The organism is Chloroflexota bacterium, from assembly GCA_026389585.1.
Taxonomy (GTDB): Bacteria; Chloroflexota; Dehalococcoidia; order UBA2247; family RBG-13-53-26; genus JAPLHP01.
The window spans coordinates 18,972-36,260 of sequence record JAPLHP010000075.1 but is presented as its reverse complement, the minus strand read 5'-3'; the positions used below and the strand labels follow the sequence as shown (position 1 = coordinate 36,260).

The 17,289-nt window shown below is 52.3% G+C and carries 21 protein-coding genes and 1 pseudogene; 9 read left to right on the top strand and 13 right to left on the bottom strand.

The window, feature by feature from the left end; all coding sequences use genetic code 11:
• Positions 1–50: 50 nt before the first annotated feature.
• The 5 genes from NTZ04_06490 (at position 51) to gap (ending at position 4,240) form a co-directional block, all read left to right on the top strand.
• Positions 51–539: a TIGR00725 family protein gene (locus tag NTZ04_06490; GenBank protein MCX5991958.1), complete on the top strand. Its 489-nt coding sequence runs from the start codon at positions 51–53 to the stop codon at positions 537–539.
• The gene (gene eno / locus NTZ04_06485; GenBank protein MCX5991957.1) at positions 536–1,840 is read left to right on the top strand and encodes a phosphopyruvate hydratase; all 1,305 of its coding nucleotides are present in this window, start codon (positions 536–538) and stop codon (positions 1,838–1,840) included. The genes NTZ04_06490 and eno overlap by 4 nt, the downstream gene beginning before the upstream one ends.
• Complete coding sequence (locus tag NTZ04_06480; protein MCX5991956.1) at positions 1,840–2,844, top strand: MBL fold metallo-hydrolase; 1,005 nt, start codon at positions 1,840–1,842, stop codon at positions 2,842–2,844. Before eno ends, NTZ04_06480 begins: the two co-directional genes overlap by 1 nt.
• Positions 2,845–3,027: 183 nt before the next feature.
• The gene (locus tag NTZ04_06475) at positions 3,028–3,123 is read left to right on the top strand and encodes an AURKAIP1/COX24 domain-containing protein (GenBank protein ID MCX5991955.1); all 96 of its coding nucleotides are present in this window, start codon (positions 3,028–3,030) and stop codon (positions 3,121–3,123) included.
• A 103-nt stretch (positions 3,124–3,226) separates the two neighbouring features.
• Positions 3,227–4,240: a type I glyceraldehyde-3-phosphate dehydrogenase gene (gene gap / locus NTZ04_06470; GenBank protein MCX5991954.1), complete on the top strand. Its 1,014-nt coding sequence runs from the start codon at positions 3,227–3,229 to the stop codon at positions 4,238–4,240.
• A gap of 113 nt (positions 4,241–4,353) precedes the next feature.
• Here gap and NTZ04_06465 read toward each other — a convergent pair whose 3' ends face one another.
• The 5 genes from NTZ04_06465 to NTZ04_06445 all read right to left on the bottom strand — a co-directional run bounded on the left by NTZ04_06465 (position 4,354) and on the right by NTZ04_06445 (position 7,963).
• Positions 4,354–5,178, bottom strand: coding sequence for a metal ABC transporter permease (locus NTZ04_06465; protein ID MCX5991953.1), 825 nt, complete (start codon positions 5,176–5,178; stop codon positions 4,354–4,356).
• A 1-nt stretch (position 5,179) separates the two neighbouring features.
• Positions 5,180–5,956 carry a metal ABC transporter ATP-binding protein gene (locus tag NTZ04_06460; protein MCX5991952.1) on the bottom strand — a complete coding sequence of 259 codons (777 nt, stop codon included), beginning with the start codon at positions 5,954–5,956 and terminating at the stop codon, positions 5,180–5,182.
• Between the two features lie 2 nt (positions 5,957–5,958).
• Complete coding sequence (locus NTZ04_06455) at positions 5,959–6,885, bottom strand: zinc ABC transporter substrate-binding protein (GenBank protein MCX5991951.1); 927 nt, start codon at positions 6,883–6,885, stop codon at positions 5,959–5,961.
• A 26-nt stretch (positions 6,886–6,911) separates the two neighbouring features.
• Positions 6,912–7,334, bottom strand: coding sequence for a Fur family transcriptional regulator (locus tag NTZ04_06450; GenBank protein MCX5991950.1), 423 nt, complete (start codon positions 7,332–7,334; stop codon positions 6,912–6,914).
• A gap of 173 nt (positions 7,335–7,507) precedes the next feature.
• On the bottom strand, positions 7,508–7,963 hold the full coding sequence (locus NTZ04_06445) for a metallophosphoesterase family protein (GenBank protein MCX5991949.1): 456 nt from the start codon (positions 7,961–7,963) through the stop codon (positions 7,508–7,510).
• Positions 7,964–8,148: 185 nt separating this feature from the next.
• On the opposite strand from NTZ04_06445, the gene NTZ04_06440 reads away from it, so the two are divergent.
• A complete protein-coding gene (locus NTZ04_06440; GenBank protein MCX5991948.1) occupies positions 8,149–8,691 on the top strand; it encodes a C-GCAxxG-C-C family protein in 543 nt (180 codons plus the stop codon).
• Positions 8,692–8,723: 32 nt separating this feature from the next.
• On the opposite strand, the pseudogene NTZ04_06435 reads toward NTZ04_06440, so the two are convergent.
• The 6 genes and pseudogenes from NTZ04_06435 to NTZ04_06410 all read right to left on the bottom strand — a co-directional run bounded on the left by NTZ04_06435 (position 8,724) and on the right by NTZ04_06410 (position 11,938).
• Positions 8,724–8,890, bottom strand: a pseudogene (locus NTZ04_06435) (hypothetical protein).
• A 60-nt stretch (positions 8,891–8,950) separates the two neighbouring features.
• Positions 8,951–9,706: a 4Fe-4S binding protein gene (locus NTZ04_06430; GenBank protein MCX5991947.1), complete on the bottom strand. Its 756-nt coding sequence runs from the start codon at positions 9,704–9,706 to the stop codon at positions 8,951–8,953.
• A gap of 24 nt (positions 9,707–9,730) precedes the next feature.
• Positions 9,731–9,877 (bottom strand): hypothetical protein, encoded by a 147-nt coding sequence (locus NTZ04_06425; protein MCX5991946.1) that lies wholly within the window; start codon positions 9,875–9,877, stop codon positions 9,731–9,733.
• Positions 9,878–9,905: 28 nt separating this feature from the next.
• Positions 9,906–10,367 carry a thioredoxin family protein gene (locus NTZ04_06420; GenBank protein MCX5991945.1) on the bottom strand — a complete coding sequence of 154 codons (462 nt, stop codon included), beginning with the start codon at positions 10,365–10,367 and terminating at the stop codon, positions 9,906–9,908.
• A 45-nt stretch (positions 10,368–10,412) separates the two neighbouring features.
• On the bottom strand, positions 10,413–11,258 hold the full coding sequence (locus tag NTZ04_06415) for an MBL fold metallo-hydrolase (protein ID MCX5991944.1): 846 nt from the start codon (positions 11,256–11,258) through the stop codon (positions 10,413–10,415).
• A 5-nt stretch (positions 11,259–11,263) separates the two neighbouring features.
• Positions 11,264–11,938 (bottom strand): 2Fe-2S iron-sulfur cluster-binding protein, encoded by a 675-nt coding sequence (locus NTZ04_06410; protein MCX5991943.1) that lies wholly within the window; start codon positions 11,936–11,938, stop codon positions 11,264–11,266.
• A gap of 136 nt (positions 11,939–12,074) precedes the next feature.
• Between NTZ04_06410 and trxA the strand changes: the two genes are divergently transcribed.
• Complete coding sequence (gene trxA / locus NTZ04_06405) at positions 12,075–12,416, top strand: thioredoxin (GenBank protein ID MCX5991942.1); 342 nt, start codon at positions 12,075–12,077, stop codon at positions 12,414–12,416.
• Between the two features lie 94 nt (positions 12,417–12,510).
• Here trxA and NTZ04_06400 read toward each other — a convergent pair whose 3' ends face one another.
• Positions 12,511–12,945 (bottom strand): iron-sulfur cluster assembly scaffold protein, encoded by a 435-nt coding sequence (locus NTZ04_06400; protein ID MCX5991941.1) that lies wholly within the window; start codon positions 12,943–12,945, stop codon positions 12,511–12,513.
• 69 nt (positions 12,946–13,014) lie between these two features.
• Entirely contained in the window at positions 13,015–13,965 is a 951-nt protein-coding gene (locus NTZ04_06395) for a glycyl-radical enzyme activating protein (GenBank protein MCX5991940.1), read from the bottom strand.
• Positions 13,966–14,350: 385 nt separating this feature from the next.
• On the opposite strand from NTZ04_06395, the gene NTZ04_06390 reads away from it, so the two are divergent.
• Together NTZ04_06390 and NTZ04_06385 are read left to right on the top strand one after the other, a co-directional pair.
• A complete protein-coding gene (locus NTZ04_06390) occupies positions 14,351–15,622 on the top strand; it encodes a divalent metal cation transporter (protein ID MCX5991939.1) in 1,272 nt (423 codons plus the stop codon).
• Between the two features lie 260 nt (positions 15,623–15,882).
• Positions 15,883–17,166 (top strand): CBS domain-containing protein, encoded by a 1,284-nt coding sequence (locus NTZ04_06385; protein MCX5991938.1) that lies wholly within the window; start codon positions 15,883–15,885, stop codon positions 17,164–17,166.
• Positions 17,167–17,289 lie beyond the last annotated feature (123 nt).

Below are 17,289 nucleotides of genomic sequence, written 5' to 3'. Positions count from 1 at the left end.
ATCGAAGTTCGGCCAGTCCGAACTATTTTCACTTTTAGGAGATACCTCTTATCATATTCATCGCTGTTGTCGGTGGTAGTGAGTGTTCCGTTGAGCAGGCGTGTCTCGCAGAAGAAGTGGGACAGAGATTAGCCAAGCAGGGGGTTGCGCTGATATGCGGCGGATTGGGCGGGGTGATGGAGGCAGCCTGTAAGGGAGCCAGGTCGGCGGGAGGGTTAACCATAGGCATACTGCCAGGGGATAATCGCCATGCAGCTAATGCTTATGTAGATGTCCCCATAGTCACCGGCATGGGGTATGCGCGTAACGCCATTGTGGTCAAGTCAGCCCAGGCAATAATCGCCATAGACGGCAGCTATGGTACCTTATCTGAGATTGCTTTTGCCCTCCAGGGTGGCATTCCCGTGGTAGGATTAGATACTTGGTCACTGTCTCTGCACGGGCAGATGGATGATGCTCTGATTCCGGCCCAGAATGCCGAGGAGGCAGTGAAAAAAGCTGTTGATGCTGTCAGATCCAGGAATAAAAAACGGAAATGATGAAGACAAACGCAGACACTATTGAGAGCATCAGGGCGCGGGAGATCCTCGATTCCAGAGGCAATCCCACGGTCGAAGTTGAAGTAACGTTGCATAATGGCACCTTAGGACGGGCCGCTGTTCCCTCAGGAGCGAGCACCGGAAGCCACGAGGCAGTGGAGCTCCGTGACGGAGACAAGAAGAGGTTTCATGGCTTAGGAGTACTCCAGGCAGTGAAACACGTCAACCATGATATCAGTGGGATGGTGATAGGCATGTCTGCGCTGGATCAGGCTGTCATTGACCAAAAGATGATAGAGCTCGATGGCACTCCTGATAAGTCCAGACTGGGTGCCAACGCGATTTTAGGAGCATCATTAGCTATTGCCCAAGCTGCCGCAAACTCTTCGGGCATCCCTCTCTATCGTCACCTTGGTGGTGCGGCAGCTTGCACCCTGCCTGTGCCCATGATGAACATCCTCAATGGAGGCAAACACGCCCAGGACTCAACTGATCTCCAGGAATTCATGGTCATGCCCAACGGGGCAAAGAGCTTCGCCCATGCCCTTCGAATGGGCAGTGAAGTCTACCATTCCCTGCGATTGGTTCTAAGGGAAAAGGGATTAAACACCAATGTGGGTGATGAAGGAGGATTCGCGCCTTCCCTGAAGTCAAACAGGGAAGCAGTGGAGCTGATCCTGAAAGCCATTGAAAAGGCAGGTTATCGGCCCGGCACAGATTGCCTTATCGCTCTGGACCCCGCAGCAAGCACATTCTACGACCAGGGTAAATATGTCCTCGCTAAAGAGGGGGGCTCCTTCAGCAGCCAGGAGATGGTGGACTATTACGCTGAGTGGGCATCAAGTTATCCCATTATCAGCATTGAGGACGGCATGGCAGAGGATGACTGGGAAGGATGGCAACTGCTTACAGAGAGACTGGGGAAGAACGTGCAGCTTGTGGGCGATGACATCTATGTCACCAATGCTCAGCGTCTGGCCCGCGGCATCGCTGAACGATCCTCCAATTCAATCCTCATCAAACCCAACCAGGCAGGTACACTGACGGAAACGATCAGGGTTATTGAGAAAGCACGGCAAGCAGGCTGGACAGCCGTGGTCAGCCATCGCTCCGGTGAGACAGAGGACACCACTATCGCCGACCTTGCCGTAGCCATGAACACCGGCATGATCAAGGCTGGCGCGCCCTGCCGCTCAGAGCGGAATTGCAAGTACAACCGCCTGCTCAGAATCGAGGAGGAATTGGGCTCGAAGGGCCACTACGCTGGAGAGCAGGCATTTCATAGCCTGAGGAAAAATTAATGGAGATAGTGCCAGGGATCTATCAGTTGAAACTGCCGATTCTCCTGCTTGGCGACCAGTTGGCAGTCAACGCCTACCTCATTCAGGGAGACCATGGCTGGCTTCTGGTGGACACCGGCTGGAATACCAGGCAAGCATTTGCTGCTATGGAAAAACAACTGGCTGAGATCGGGGTTGGTTTTGATAACATTACCCAGATCATCATCACCCATTTTCACCCTGACCACTACGGCCTGGCAGGACGGCTGGTAGAACTGTCAAAGGCAAAGGTGGCCCTCCACCGGGTGGAAAGGGATTTCATTGACTCCCGATATGTCAACACAGACAACCTACTCGACGAAACAGCCAGCCTGCTTCGTCTCAATGGAGTGCCAGAAGCAGAGCTGCCCCGCCTTCAGAAGGCATCAATGGGAGTAATGCAATTTGTCATGCCTATGTCTCCCGAGATAACGCTGAATGGTGGCGAAATAATTCATCAAGGCAGCTTCGACTTCGAAGTGATCTGGACACCAGGACATTCCCCGGGGCACGTCTGCCTCTACGACAGGTCAAAGAAGATATTGCTATCAGGAGACCATATACTACCTGCTACATTCCCTAATATCAGCTTACACCCGCAGTCAGGGCCTGACCCCCTCAGCCACTACCTCCGCTCACTGAGAACTATCGAAACATTGGATGTTGACCTTGTCCTCCCGGCACACGAGTATGTCTTCACCGGTATAAGGCAGAGAATTAAGGAATTGCTCCACCACCATGAACAAAGAAGTACCGCCATCGCCAATGTCTTGAAAGAAGGGCCCAAGACAGCCTATGATATTTCCCTTCAAATCCCCTGGATTGTCAATGGCCTCACCATGTCTTTTGGGGAACTGCTCCCTCTCGATAAACGCCTGGCGGTAATGTCAGCTCTGGCCCACCTGGAACCGTTGTGCGCCGAGGGAAAGGCAGAAAGAGTCCACAATAATGGCACCATCCTCTATAGAACCCCGGGGGTCCAGTGAAACTTACTGGCATGACCAATACCACCATCGTAGAGGTGCTCCATGGATAGAGCGCTACATTGTGCTCAGGCTTTCTGCCAACAGCCATTGGTGATATCATATTCCATGAAGTATCCATTGATATGCTTAGTCGCAGCCAAAGACTGCTGAACAAGGTAGGTGATTCTATGAAAGGCAATATGTATGGGCTCTGTTCTTAAGTGGCGCCAGAAGAAAATGGCCAAACACAAGCACAAAAAGATGTTGAAGAGGACCGCTTGGGCGAGACGGCATAAATAGGTCTTCTGACAAATAGAATAATACAGACACTTGAGTACGCTACGAGCGACCAGGAGCATTAGGCTGCTGGTATACGTAGTAAAGCAAGAAGGGAGGAAGGCAAATGGCAACCAAGATTGGCATTAACGGTTTTGGTCGCATTGGGAGGTTGGCCTTCAAAGCTATCAAGGAACGCTATCCTAAGAAACTGGAGGTGGCTGTTGTCAACGACCTCACTGATGCCAAGAGCAATGCCCACCTCCTCAAGTACGATAGCAACTATGGCATTTATCCAGGCAAAGTAGAGGCCACCAGCGACTCTATCATCGTTGATGGCAAGGCAACCAAGGTCCTGGCTGAACGAGACCCCGGCAGGATCGAGTGGAACAAATATGGGGTGGAGATTGTAATCGAATCCACCGGGCTATTTACTGATGGTGCAAAGGCATCAGCCCACTTCCAGGGCGGTGCAAAGAAGGTAATCATCTCCGCTCCTGCGAAAGACGAGGACATCACCATTGTCCTGGGCGTTAATGAGGGGAAATATGATCCCGCCAAGCACCGCATCATTTCCAATGCCTCATGCACTACCAACTGCATCGCTCCGGTGGTCAAGGTACTGCATCAGAATTTTGGCGTGAATAAAGGACTGATGTCTACCATCCATGCTTACACCAACGACCAGAGGATCCTCGATACGGTGCATAAAGACTTGCGCCGCGCCCGGGCAGCGGCTATGAACATCATTCCCACCACCACTGGCGCCGCCAAGGCTGTAACCCTGGTCCTTCCCGAACTCAAGGGTAAGATCCATGGGGTTGCCTTCAGAGTTCCGGTCACCACCGTGTCCCTCTGCGATTTCGTAGCTGATCTAGGCAAAGAGGTCACTGCAGCAGAGGTGAACCAGGCATTCAAGAAAGCTGCTGAAACCAACCTGAAGGGTATACTGGAGTATTGCGAAGAACCGCTGGTCAGCATCGATTTCAAGGGCAATACAGCAAGCTCTATCGTGGATGCCGAGAATACCCTGGTCGTTGCTGGCAACATGGTGAAGGTGCTGGCCTGGTACGATAACGAATGGGGCTATTCCTGCCGCCTGGCTGACCTTGTCTCATACCTGGTGGATAAAGGCCTATAATTACAGTACCTTACCACTGACTCGAGACAGCCGAGTAGAGGCCACAGGCGTTAACCCTTCATACCGGGCTTCTCAGTACGCTAACTTGAGACCACATGAACAAGGTCAATCATCTACCTCTCGGCTGAGGCTTGATGACGTCTGCGTTTCGGGGAGAAAACGAAGCAAAGGAAGAAGATAGCCGCCGCAGTCAGCACAATGGTAGCGCCGGAAGCCAGGTTAAGCCAGTATGAGAGAAATAGTCCCGCCACACTCGATACCACTCCCAGGAGCACCGAGAGCAACATCATCCGAACAAAGTTGCGCGTCAACTGAAAGGCCGCCGCGGCCGGTATGACCAGAAGCGCTTCCACAAGGATTATGCCCACAATCTTTATGGAAATAATCACGGTCAGCGCCATAAGGCCTAAGAGCAGAAAGTAAAGTGTACGTACCGGAAGGCCGCTTACCGCCGCCATCTCCTCGTCAAAACTCATGAAGAAGAACTCCTTAAACAGGAGAATGACCACTACGATCACACCGAGACCCAAACCCAGGATAAGCCAGATATCAGAACTGGATACTGAGAGAATGGAGCCAAACAGATAGCCAAAAAGGTCCACATTGTAGCCCGCCTTGAGTCCGATGAAAAGCACGCCCAATGCCATGGAACTGGCAAAGAAGATTCCAATAGCAGTGTCCTCTGAAACCCTACCTTTCTTACTCACCCAGCCGATGGCCATGGCCGCAGCCAGACAGAAGGGGATGGCCACACCTATCGGATTGACCCCCAGCAAGTAGCCCAGGGCAACACCACCAAAGGCAGAGTGGGAAATGCCAGCGCCGATGAAAGCCAATTTCTTCAAGACCACATACGTGCCGATGACCGAGCAGACAACTCCCACCAGCACCGCAGCCACCAAGGCCCTCTGCATAAAGGCGTAATGCAGGATATCCATATCACTTATGCTCCTCTACCACACGATGCGGAATCCTGCCGTGAGCCAGGATCTCCATCTCACACCCATAGACCTTCTCCAGCGTCCCGGTGGTGAATACCTCAGTGGGTGAAGCATGTGTATACAAAGTCTGATTCAAACAGGCCAGCTTCTCTACGTGCGAGGAAACGACCGCTATGTCGTGAGTCACCACAACGATAGTCAAACCGTGCTTCTCCTTCAGCTCCTTCAGCAATCCATAGAACTGTTCCTCACCATGCGCATCCACACCGGCTGCCGGCTCATCGAGCAGCAGCAGTTTGGGCTCAGTGGCCAGTGCCCGGGCGATCAACACCCTCTGCTGCTGACCGCCTGACAACTGAGCCAATTGCCGCCGGGCAAAGTCCTTCATCTGGACAGCTTCCAGCGATTTCAAGGCAATGGCTTCATCAGCAGAGGAAGGACGCTTGAACAAACCGATGCGACCATACCGTCCCATCATGACTACGTCGATAACAGAAACAGGGAAAGTCCAGTCGCCATTGCTTCTCTGAGGGACATAGCCGATGAGATGATGCTTGTAACCCAGTTTGCCCGGTGTCACTCCGAACACCTTCACCTGGCCTCTGTCCGGCTTCACCAGGCCGAGGATGACCTTGATCAAGGTAGTCTTGCCGCTGCCATTGGGGCCAATGAGACCCAAAAACTCACCGTCTTCTATCTCCAAGCTGACAGCCTCCAGAGCCGTGGTCTCCTGGTAGTACACCCAGACATCTTCAAGGCTGACTACACTCGATATTGTCACTGCATCGCCTGCTTCATTTGGTCCAGGTTATATCTCATGAGGTTAATATAACTGTCCCTGCCTGGCAGGTCAGCACCACCGATAGCGTCAAGAAAAAGAACCTGGGATCCGCTCTCGGCAGCAATAGTGTCTGCTGCCTTAGAGCTGAACTGAGGCTCAGCAAAAATGGCTTTCACCTTGAGCTCCCGTGCCAGGTCAACCACCTGTTGGATATAAGCCGCTGAAGGCTCCCCACCTGGCGACTCCTCTATCACGGCTGCCTCGACCAATCCATACCTCCCGGCAAAGTAGGTCCAGGAAGGATGAATGGTAATGAAATCTCGGATAGAGAACAACTGCGTTGTGTTTCTGATCTCCTCATCCAGAGACTTTAGTTCGACAACGTAGGCAGCGGCATTTGCTATGTAAGCATCCTTGTTCGCTGGGTCCACCATAATGAGAGCTTCTGCAATGGCCTCAACCTGCTTCTGTGCCAGGAGAGGGTCAGCCCAGACATGAGGATTCACCCCTCCTTCATGCTCATCACCAGTAAGCAGAGCGCCTTCCATCGCAGGTATCGCAGAGGTATCCACCACCACCAGATCGGGGCTGGCTGCTGCCTTGACCACCTTCTCTGCCCAGAACTCCAGTCCTGCCCCATTGATGACGAGAAGCCTCGCCTCAGCAATCGTTTTCACTTGCTCCGGCAATGGTTCCCAGGTATGTGGATCTGCTCCAGGTGGCAGGAGAGTGATCACCTCCACCCTATCTCCAGCCACGTTCTTCACAAAATCCGCCAGAGGAAATATTGTCGCTACAACCTTGAGTTTCCCCGTGCTCGCACGTGGCGCGCAGGCAACAGCACCCAGAACCACAAGCAAAGCCAGTAACAAGACAGCAATGCGTTTACCGAACTCAAATCGTGGCTTCACCAAACCAAGCATTATTTCTTCTTTTCACAGCACCGCAGTCAACGGCAGCGCTGACAAAGACCTGAGGATTCGGTCAGATGATGCTCAGCCTGAAATCCCAATCTCTGAGCAATCTGACTCTCCTGACGGCACAACGAATCATCAGTGAACTCCTGGAGTATTCCGCAGCCACGGCATACCAGAAAACGATGGCAGCCCGGCTCCTCAAGCAAATCGCATTTAACGAATCCGCCGCGTGACAGGACTTTATGTACCAGGGTCAAGGAACACAACAGGTTAATCACCCGGTAGACAGTGACAGGGTCCAGATGCTCGCCATGCTGTTGTACCATTCTTTCAATGTCATAGGGCGAAACGGGTCCTGCAGCATTCTCAATCGCCTCAAGTACCTGCTTTCGAGGCCTGGTCACCTTATAGCCTCTGGAGCGCAGCACCTTTATGGAATACTCAACGAAAGACATTCACAGACTCCAGTCCCACAACAGCCAGCCAAACTATAGCACGACCAGAGAGCAAATGCAATAGTATTGCATTACGGTCACAACCCAGGGTCACCAATCATTACAAGGGCTACTACACACATCATCAGGGCCTAGCAGGCACTTGCGGATATTGTGCCACCGTTTTCTGCAGCTCAAACCCTTATTATCTCGGTCTTTATCTCATCGCCGATGGTCAGGATGCCGAAGGAGTTCCTGCACCGACCCGGGTTAAACAAGAGAGCTCCGTTAATATATTCATTCACCAACTGGTGCGAATGACCGTAAATGATAAGGTCCACATTGTCGAATATATCTCTCACCTTGCCTGCCAATCCCCAGGGCGGACCTGAACCATGAGTCAGCCCTACCCTTTTCCCGCCGACCATGAACTGCTCCTTTCGGGGCAGCATTCTCTTGATTTCATTCGAGTCCATGTTGCCGGCTACCGCCTTCACTTCCGCCAGCGTTCTGAGCCCCTCCAGCACCGCCGTTTCGGTGAAATCGCCAGCATGCACGATGAGGTCCACCTCACCTAGAGCTTTCAGAATCGGGGACGGGATCTGTCCGAGCGAATCAACGTGGGTATCAGAGAGGACGCCAATTTTCAACGTGCACCCCCATCACAATAGCATGGCTGTTTCTATTCATTCCAGGCTGCAACACCGCTTATTCTATCACGGTGGGTGGTCCCGTAACACCGTTCCGAGCACAATGGAGTCACCTTAACCAACCAATGGTGGACTTAAACCAGTTATGCTAAAGTCTATGATAACGAAGAGCAACAGGAGGGGGAATGGAATCAGAGGAATCTGCTGCAATGACCGACTTCGCCAGGAAGTTTGAAGAGAGAACCAGAGAGGTATTCAGTTCAGAGACTAATCGGGAAAGGGTAGGCAAGCTGGCATACGAGAACTACAAGAAGTGTTTTGGCTGTTCTCAATCGATGTTCCAGGCATTTCAAGATGTTCTGGAACTTAGGGACGACTTCTGGTTCAAAGCGATAGGTGGGCTCCAGGGTGGAGGAAGCTGCGGCTTGACCTGCGGCGCATTGACCACAGGCTTCGTGCTTATCAGCGCCAGAGTGGGACGAACCAGCATCGACCAGGGGCTTGAGGCTATCCTGCCGGCCTTCGAGCCCTCGCACCAGCTAACTCTCTGGTTCAAGCCGATGTTCAAGAGTACTGTCTGTTCAGAAATCACCGGTGTCAACTGGTTTGACATGAATGAAGTGGTTAATCACTATTTTGGCCCACGGGGTCCGGAGACCATCGAGAAGTGCGCCACTCTGACCGGGACGACAGCGCATAGAGTGGCAGAAATCCTGAGCCAGTTGTAGCTTTCAAACACGGGCGGAGAGTTCTTTGATATCTAGCGCCCCAGCTTTTTCCTCACCGACTCCACCTTGCCGCTCATGGTCGGGGGCTTGTCTCTCCGGTCATCGATATTAATGGTAGTTACCGCCCTCTGACCACATGCTCGCTCACAGAAGTGCTTCCTGTGCCGATGGGAATAACACTTATCTCTGCTACTGCCATCTTAATCACCTCAACAATTCTTGTTGGGGTCATTCTGGCAAGCAAGGAGCATAATGCAAACTACTCTTTGAAGGAGGCGGAGATTTTCACTGCCTCTGAGTCGCAGGACTCGATACATTTGCCACAGCGGGTGCAGTCAGTACAGTTCTCTATCTCCTCCAGTTTCTCGATTTTGGCCGGGCAGACCTTGAGGCAGTTCTCACAGCGGGTGCATTTACTGAAGTCCACCTTCACTTTCAATATGCTTACCGGATTGAAGGCACCAAATATGGCACCGAGCGGACAGAGGTAGCGACACCAGAACCGCCCGATGAGAAAGAAGGCCACCAGCGCTACTGCCAGCGTCGCCAGATGGACATAAAAGAAAGTCCCGAAGTCAAGATCAGGCGACACAAACCGGTGCGGGATGGCGGCAAACAGGCTGCCCGCCGGACAGACCTTGCAAAAGAGGGTCTCCGCAGCCAGCCAGGCCAGAAGTAGAACCACCCCCAGGACCAAAAACTTGGTCCAGGCAACACGGGGGAGCCGGAATGTGTCATCACGCCGTCTTATCCAGGCAACCAGGTCCTGCACTGTGCCAAAGGGGCAGGCCCAGCCACACCAGAACCGCCCCAGGGCCAGACCAAACAGGCCCACCACACCCAGGGCATAGAAGGGAAACTGCTGCAGAGCAGCGTAATGCTGAAAGACGCCTATGGGGCAGGCGAAGGCGGCTGCAGGGCAACCATAACAATAGAAGAAGGGGCAGGGGATGCCTGTTTTCAGGATTTGTATGAAGCCAATATTAGCCAGGGCCAGGGCAAGGAACTGCGTCAACCACCGTAGCCTCCTCATTGGTTCTCAGCCACCCAGCCCCAGGCAGGAAGTACACAGAAACCTGACAAAGCTGTGAACGAGGCCATACTGGGCTGCAGCAAAGACAGCCACAGAGGCAATGAACAGACCCAACAGCACTAAGCGAAGGGTGAGCAATCTACTCCGCTTCATATCTCGAGTCTCCCAACATGCGCCATCCTCAGGGCTGAGGGCTCCACTGGCTCAGCATTGCCTGAGCATCCTGATAGAACCTGGCAGGTGGCGTGAAGCCAACCCATTTCCCAATCCGTGTTCCATCTGGCGAGAGAAAAACAATCGCAGGAATGCTCACTATGTTGTAGTTCGAGGCCAGCGTCTTATTCTTGTCCACATTGATCTTCAGGCAGACGAGGTTTTCATTCAGAAAGGCACTCAGTGCATCATCAGAATAGGTATCCCTGTCCAGTTGCCGGCAGGGACCACACCAGTCAGCATAGAAGTCTATCATTATAGGCTTGTTCTCACTTTGCGCCCGGCTCAAGGCATCATCCATGTCGTAGAGCCAATTTACTTTCGATTCGGCTCCTCCACTATTTATAACGCAACCTGCCGCACTGATAAGAAGCAGGGCTACCAGGGATACCAGAAAGGCAGCCTTCACAAACCTTGTGAGTCTATCCACGCCTGCCGTATTCACTATATTCACTAATCTAATAACAAATAATCCTCAAAGGGTAATCCGTGTGCCGGCGTTATTGAAGAAGAAATTCTGACCAAACTCCTGAGCCAGCCGCACTGCTGCCATCATGCCGGTGCAGTGAGATACCCCTAACCTCTGCACCCCAAGCCCTTTCAGATCAGCGATGGTCATCTCCAGTTGCGCCTCAGACGCCCGAATGAGGTGCGTTCCTCCGACCACGGTATGAATAAGATCCACGCCGGTGACACTCCGGGCATGACGTAGAGTATTGATAACCCCACGGTGAGCACAGCCCAGAATAACCACCAACCCCTTATCTGTCTTGATGAAGATGGCCTGATCATCAGCCAAAGGATCAGGAAAAAACTCACCACCCTCTCCAACGTAGAGACCAGGGTCGATGCTCTCGTAGTCAGTAGTCATCGGAATCTCGCCGCTGGTGACCACATTCTCCGACAGCCACACGGGATCGTGAGTGAGTTGAAAGTCGGCACCCAGGCTTTCCAGTTCCACTTTCTGGCATGGTATTCCAATATAGGCAGGGGCTTTATCCTTAGCTATCTGTAGATACTTCGCCGTCCACACATCAGGATGCGCAATCACCCTCACCCGCTTCCCGATCTTGCCCAGCGCCCTCCGCAAGCCAGCAGTGTGATCGTAGTGTCCATGACTGAGGACTATGGCATCTATTTGAGTCCACTCTACGTCAAGAAGGTCGCCGTTATTAACAGCAGAAACACTCTGTCCCGCATCCAGAAGAATCCTGACATTACCCACCTCCACCAGGACACTCAGTCCCCACTCCCCGAGCAGTCCCCGCGGCACGGCTGATGAAACCGCATTCTCACTCAAAGTAGTTATACGAAGTCCCATTTTGCTCACCCCTCACTAGATTTTTTGCCGTCCCTGATAACCAGAGAGCCCACAGGGCAAACCTGCACACATTCAAGACAGGAATCACAACTAGAATCAATCAGCGGAATATTATCGAAAGTGCTCACCCTGGTATCAATACCTCTATGGGCAAAATCAATGCTGCCGATACCCCGCTCATGGCAGACCCAGACACACTTGCCACAAAGAACGCACTTATTCGGGTCGTAAATAAATAGGGGATGACTGGAATCTACAGGCAACGACATGGGAATGCGCCGGAACCTCTGCAGTTTCATCTTGAACCCTTCGCGGGCGGCAATTCGCTGCAGTTCACAATTCCGATTCCTGGCACAGTGGCCACAATCGAGATGGTGATGCGAGAGGAGGAGCTCAAAGGCAGTGCGGCGCAGCCGTTTCACCTTGGGGGTAGTGGTAAGGACCACCATCCCCTCCTCAACGAACTGACTGCAGGCAGTCACCGGAGCCCGCCTGCCCTTGATCTCAACGAAGCAGAGCCGGCAGCCGCCAAAGGGCAAATCGGCTTCCCGGATGGCACAGAGATTGGGAATATAGATGTCGTGATCCAAAGCCGCCCAGAGGAGCCTTTCTCCTCTGCGGGCCTTGACTTCCCTGCCGTCGATGGTCAGAACGACTTCTTTTGCTATGGTCTCCTCCAAAAACGAATATGCTTGTTCTAATTGCCAGACCCCGCCTCAGGGGATATAATGACCCCGTCTCAGGCAAAATCAGTTCATTTTACCATCACAACCTCTGATATTATAAACAAGTTGGCAACAGTCATGACCGTGGCCTATTGCACAGAAGGAGAAAAACGCAATGGTGATCGAGATAAGTGACAAGGACTTCGAGCAGCAGGTCTTGAAATCCAGTCTCCCTGTCGTAGTAGATTTCTGGGCCCCCTGGTGCGGCCCCTGCCGCATGATCGGCCCTATCGTGGAAAAACTCTCAGAGGAATTCAAGGGGAAATTGAAGTTCTGCAAGGTCAACGTGGATGAAAATCAGCAACTGGCCCAGAAATACAAGGTGATGAGCATACCCACGCTGATATTCTTCAAGAATGGCCAGTTGATCGAGCAGAGTATGGGGGCCGTTCCTGAGAAAACGCTCCGTTCGAAGGTGCAGGGGCTACTTTAGTAAAACCCCACAAAATCTGCGATTTTGCGGGGATCCCCCTCCAGCAAGTGATCCCCGCCAGTAAGCTGGCGGGCAGAGATGGTAATGGATTGGCCTATCTGCTGGGAACAAAAGGCTCTATCTTCCGGTAGGCCCGTTTCCACGGCTCCCGCTGCAGGGAAATGTAATCGCTGAGCGCCAGCCTCAATGTGTTCGTTGCCAGAGCAGCACAGTGAACCTCGGACTCAGGCAAGCCATCCAGGGCATTTAGAATATCATCCTCGGTGATCGCCAGGGCCTCGGTGATGGTTCTCCCCTTCACCAGCTCTGTTGCCATGCTGCCACAGGCAATAGTCGGTCCACAGCCATCAGTGACGAATCTGGCATCCACGACTCTGCCGTCCCTCACCTGGAGACAGATCTGAAGAGTATCCCCGCAGGATCGGCTCGCCCTTCCGAACCCATCGGGACGTTCGAATTCGCCCACGTTCCTCGGATTCAAGCTGTGGGCAATCACCTTTTCAGAGTATGTTGCCCCTGCGTCATCCATAACAGGCCTCTCCAGTTCTTCGAGGGGAACTGCCTCCGAGAATATCTCCCCTGATCTCTCCGGGACAGGTCATCTGCCAATAGTGGCTTTCAGTCCCACGTCTGCGATGACCTTCTCACACCGCTTGACAAGGTCGTCAGACGGAAGCGGCGTCTGCTCCATAGGATACTGCCGGCCCAGCCTGCCATATTTGGACTTTCCCCAGATGTGATAAGGAAGCAGGGAGACCTTCTCTGCCCCGATCTCAAGGCCCAACCTGGCTACCGCCTTCAGGTTTTCCTCAGAGTCGTTATATCCAGGGATAAGGGGCACCCTGAGCCAGGTTCTCACCTTGGCCGCAGTCCTCCGAGCATTATCGAGAATGAGCTCGTTGCCCTTACCTGTTCCCCACTGGTGCCGCGCTGCATCCATATGTTTGATATCGAAGAGGGCCAGATCCGTATAATCCAGAATCTTGGCCAGCACCTCCCAGGGTGCATATCCCGAGGTTTCGATGGCAGTGTGAATTCCCTTTTCTTTGCAATCCTTCAGCAATTCCAGGGCGAATTCCCACTGCATGAGAGGATCACCACCAGAGAGGGTGACACCACCTCCAGAGTTCTGATAGAAAAGACCATCAGCCTCAACTTCCTTCATCACCTCTCCTAGAGTCATCCACTGGCCGGTGACCGCCAGGGCCCCGGTGGGGCAAACGTCAGCGCACTTCAGGCACAGATTACAGAGTGAGCGATTGAGCTTCCGCCCCCCCTGATCCACCACTATCGCATCTACCGGGCATACCGGCTGACAGCGGCCACATTTGGTGCACTTGACATCGTTGGTAACAATCTCAGGGTAGTCGTTCCAAGACTCAGGATTAGAACACCAACGACAGCGCAGGGGACAACCCTTGAAGAAGACAGTGGTCCTGATACCAGGACCATCATGAATGCTAAATCTCTGAATATTGAAAATCAGACCCAACTTGGGCGGAGTCTGGCTGTGCTCCAGCGATGATTCGATCTTGAACCTCCTTCCCATATAATAGGATAGCCCAAGCCTCGTTCAGGTTCAAATTGACAGAGGTACCTGAATATAGTGCCGTCACCCTGGCACTCTGGAGTTATGTTAAGTTGAAAAGTCCTTTTCTGCAGGCTGTCTTGGAACATCGTGGTCCTGATATAACCTCGTCAACTTGACAGACACCGCTCAGCGACCTAAATTGTTTAACTGCATATCCTACCCACGTTCTGATAATGCACTGCAGCATCAAGAGATCTTATGCAGAGTGGGGTATTACCCCCAAATGAATTTGAGGCATCAGCGACTGTTAGTTGTGAGCAGGGCAGTGTACCGAAAGACATCTCGTCCCCTGTTCATTCCAGGCACCAGGCAGAATACCACAATCCAAAGAAGTGATTGAATAATGGGTCTTTTGGCCAGCCTGTTTTACAAATACCGCAGGGTTATCAAGGCCATAAGACTGTTCCTGATGATTGCCGGGCCGGGCATTATTGTGATGGTGGCAGACAATGATGCCGGTGGCATAACCACCTACATAGTTACCGGTTCCAAATTCGGTTACGGTCTGATCTGGTTTGTCGTGCTGCTGGGGCCGGTGGCCTATGTTGTCCAGGAGATGACAGTGCGTTTGGGAGCTGTGACCAAGCGCGGTCATGCCGAGGCTATCTTCGATTCCTTTGGCCCATTTTGGGGGTGGTTCTCCCTCCTCGATTTGTTCCTGGTGGATTGGCTGACTCTGATTACGGAGTTCATCGGCATGACCGCAGCGATGAGCATCTTTCACGTCCCTCCCATTGTCACCGTGATCTGCGTTTCAGTCCTCATGGGAGCAATGGTTATACAGGGGCGCTACTGGACCTGGGAAAAACTGGTGATGCTGTTCTGTGTCTTGAATCTGATCTATATCCCCACTGCCTTCCTCGTTCATCCGTCGGTTTCCAGCATTCTTCGGCAGGGCCTGGTGCCCGGCTTTCCCGGCGGATTCAATAATGAGATTTTCTTCTTCCTGATGGCTAATATCGGGACCACCATCGCCCCCTGGATGATCTTCTTCCAGCAAAGCTCAGTGGTCGATAAACGCATGCAGGAAAAGGATATCCCCTGGGAACGGGTGGACACTGCTTTCGGCTCGGTATTCACCGTGGTGGTGGCCGTTTTCTGCATTATCGTGAGCGGGACGCTTCTAAGGGGTGTCAACATAGATAGTGCTGCCCACGCCGCCCAGGCACTCAGAGGAGTAAATCAATATGTGGGCACGTTTCTGGCCATCGGCCTTTTTGATGCAGGACTTCTCGGTGCTATTTGTATCTCCCTGGCCAGTTCCTGGGCTTTTGGCGAGGTTTTCGGCTGGGCACATTCACTGAATAACAAGATCAAAGAAGCTCCGTGGTTCTATATCATCTATTTCTTGGTGTTGATTACCGCCGGCACAGTGGTCCTGGTATCCTCCTCGAAAGTGCTCGTTATCATTACACTCTTCGTGCAGGTGGTTGCCGTAACCCTGCTCCCGGCTGCACTGGTATTCCTGCTACTGCTTCTTAACGATGCAGAGGTGATGGGGAAATACAAGAATACTCTGTTTCAGAACATTATTGGCTTCAGTATAGTAATAGCCATTGTTATCCTGTCGACATTGTATGCCGTGAGCGCGCTTTTCCCCGGGATATTCAAATGAGAGAGCTCAGTTGCGGGAGGGATAATCTATGGTGCAGGACTCCAAAGGGTTAATATGGTAGACAAATGAAGCACTTCCTTCAGGGCAGATTTCACAAATTCACAGAGATCAACAGGAAGTATAGTACACCGCGTATAAAACAGACCAGACTGGTCAGCATCGCTCTGCTGATGCTCCGACTTTACTTGCTGGTCCTCGTGGGAGTATTGTTTTATAAGTTCTTCACGACGGTGGTAAAGTAAACCGTGGCTTTCAGGTGAATGATAAACAATAGCATTTCGGCAAAGAGCAAGCAGCACGAGCAGGTTTATTTCCTGACTGAACTTCTTGGAGCGAGGGTCATCCGAAATGGCAAGAGGATTGGCAGGCTGGCCGATTTTGTTATTGTGGAAAACGGCAGAGTACCGGTAGTGACCCACATTTACGTCAACCGCCCGTTTGGTAACCCCGCCCTTCTTATTCCGTGGGACAGAATCCGGTCGCTAACCACCAGAGAGATCACTACTGATATTGATTCACTGCAGAAGTATGAGGCGAATCTTGGCAAGGAGACCTTGTTGAAGGACTATATCCTGGACAAGAAGGTTCTGGACTTGGAGGGCAGGGAGGTGGAGGTGGTTTACGACGTGAAAATGATCCTGGTCAACAACAGACTATATGTGAGCGAAGTAGACGTCAGCAAATACGGATTACTTCGACGGATGGGGCTGAAGAGGATGGCTGACCTGATCAATAGCATGGCTAGCAGGATGAAGAGGGAAACGATTTCCTGGACTTACTTCCAGGCCCTGCCGACGCATATTAGCAGCTTCAAAGGAGACGTTAAGCTGAACATCCTGAAGGAGCGACTGTCCGAGATGCACCCCGTTGATCTGGCAGACATCCTTGAAAGTCTGGACCAGGAACAACGGGCTTTGATCTTTGATGAACTCGATACCAGCCACGCATCGGATACTCTGGAGGAAATCGACCCCAGTGTGCAGAGAGCCATCCTTTCCTATCTAAGCAAGGAGAAAATAGCTAAGCTCATTAACGAGATGACGCCGGGCCAGGCCGCGGATGTTCTGGCAGTTCTGCCATCCTCGGAGGCAAATGCCATCCTAAAGCTGCTGGACAATGAGAACGGCAGAAAGATCCAGTCTATATTGGAAAGACATGAGGAAAAGATCCTCAACTATGCCACTTCGAATTTCCTGAAATTCGGGCCAAATATGACCATCCAGCAGGCAGGCAGAGAGTATCGCCGCGTCGTCAAAGATGCCGACGTAATAATGTATCTCTACGTTGTTGATGAGCAGGATAAGCTGCTGGGCGTCATCGACGTTCGAGACATGCTCAAGGCAAGCGAGAATGCCCTGTTGAAAGACGTTATGACTGATGTAGTGGCAAGCTTGAAGCCCACAAGCACACTGAGGGAAGCCTCGGCCAAGTTCACGCGATATGGCTTTCGGGCCATTCCCGTCGTTGACGATGACACCGGCAAGATACTCGGGGTAGTTCCCTATCGGGACATGATGAATTTGAAACACCGCTTTCTGGAGTAGCCAGCATCTTATCCTGATATCTACTCGAAAACTGGCATCGAGTCAAAAGGTTTGCCTTGTCTCTTATTCCCTAGTGGACGGTCGCAGGTCATTGATACCGACCTTATTATGTGATTCGACTCC

Coding starts and splice junctions, on each gene's coding strand:
- NTZ04_06455 (MCX5991951.1), bottom strand. CDS start 6,885: ATGCTTGGTTTGGTGAAGCCACGATTTGAGTTCGGTAAACGCATTGCT.
- NTZ04_06395 (MCX5991940.1), bottom strand. CDS start 13,965: ATGGGAAGGAGGTTCAAGATCGAATCATCGCTGGAGCACAGCCAGACT.
- NTZ04_06480 (MCX5991956.1), top strand. CDS start 1,840: ATGGAGATAGTGCCAGGGATCTATCAGTTGAAACTGCCGATTCTCCTG.
- NTZ04_06465 (MCX5991953.1), bottom strand. CDS start 5,178: ATGGATATCCTGCATTACGCCTTTATGCAGAGGGCCTTGGTGGCTGCG.
- NTZ04_06475 (MCX5991955.1), top strand. CDS start 3,028: ATGGGCTCTGTTCTTAAGTGGCGCCAGAAGAAAATGGCCAAACACAAG.
- gap (MCX5991954.1), top strand. CDS start 3,227: ATGGCAACCAAGATTGGCATTAACGGTTTTGGTCGCATTGGGAGGTTG.
- NTZ04_06400 (MCX5991941.1), bottom strand. CDS start 12,945: ATGGATGACGCAGGGGCAACATACTCTGAAAAGGTGATTGCCCACAGC.
- NTZ04_06415 (MCX5991944.1), bottom strand. CDS start 11,258: ATGGGACTTCGTATAACTACTTTGAGTGAGAATGCGGTTTCATCAGCC.
- NTZ04_06450 (MCX5991950.1), bottom strand. CDS start 7,334: ATGTCTTTCGTTGAGTATTCCATAAAGGTGCTGCGCTCCAGAGGCTAT.
- eno (MCX5991957.1), top strand. CDS start 536: ATGATGAAGACAAACGCAGACACTATTGAGAGCATCAGGGCGCGGGAG.
- NTZ04_06425 (MCX5991946.1), bottom strand. CDS start 9,877: ATGAAGCGGAGTAGATTGCTCACCCTTCGCTTAGTGCTGTTGGGTCTG.
- NTZ04_06440 (MCX5991948.1), top strand. CDS start 8,149: ATGGAATCAGAGGAATCTGCTGCAATGACCGACTTCGCCAGGAAGTTT.
- NTZ04_06385 (MCX5991938.1), top strand. CDS start 15,883: ATGATAAACAATAGCATTTCGGCAAAGAGCAAGCAGCACGAGCAGGTT.
- NTZ04_06390 (MCX5991939.1), top strand. CDS start 14,351: ATGGGTCTTTTGGCCAGCCTGTTTTACAAATACCGCAGGGTTATCAAG.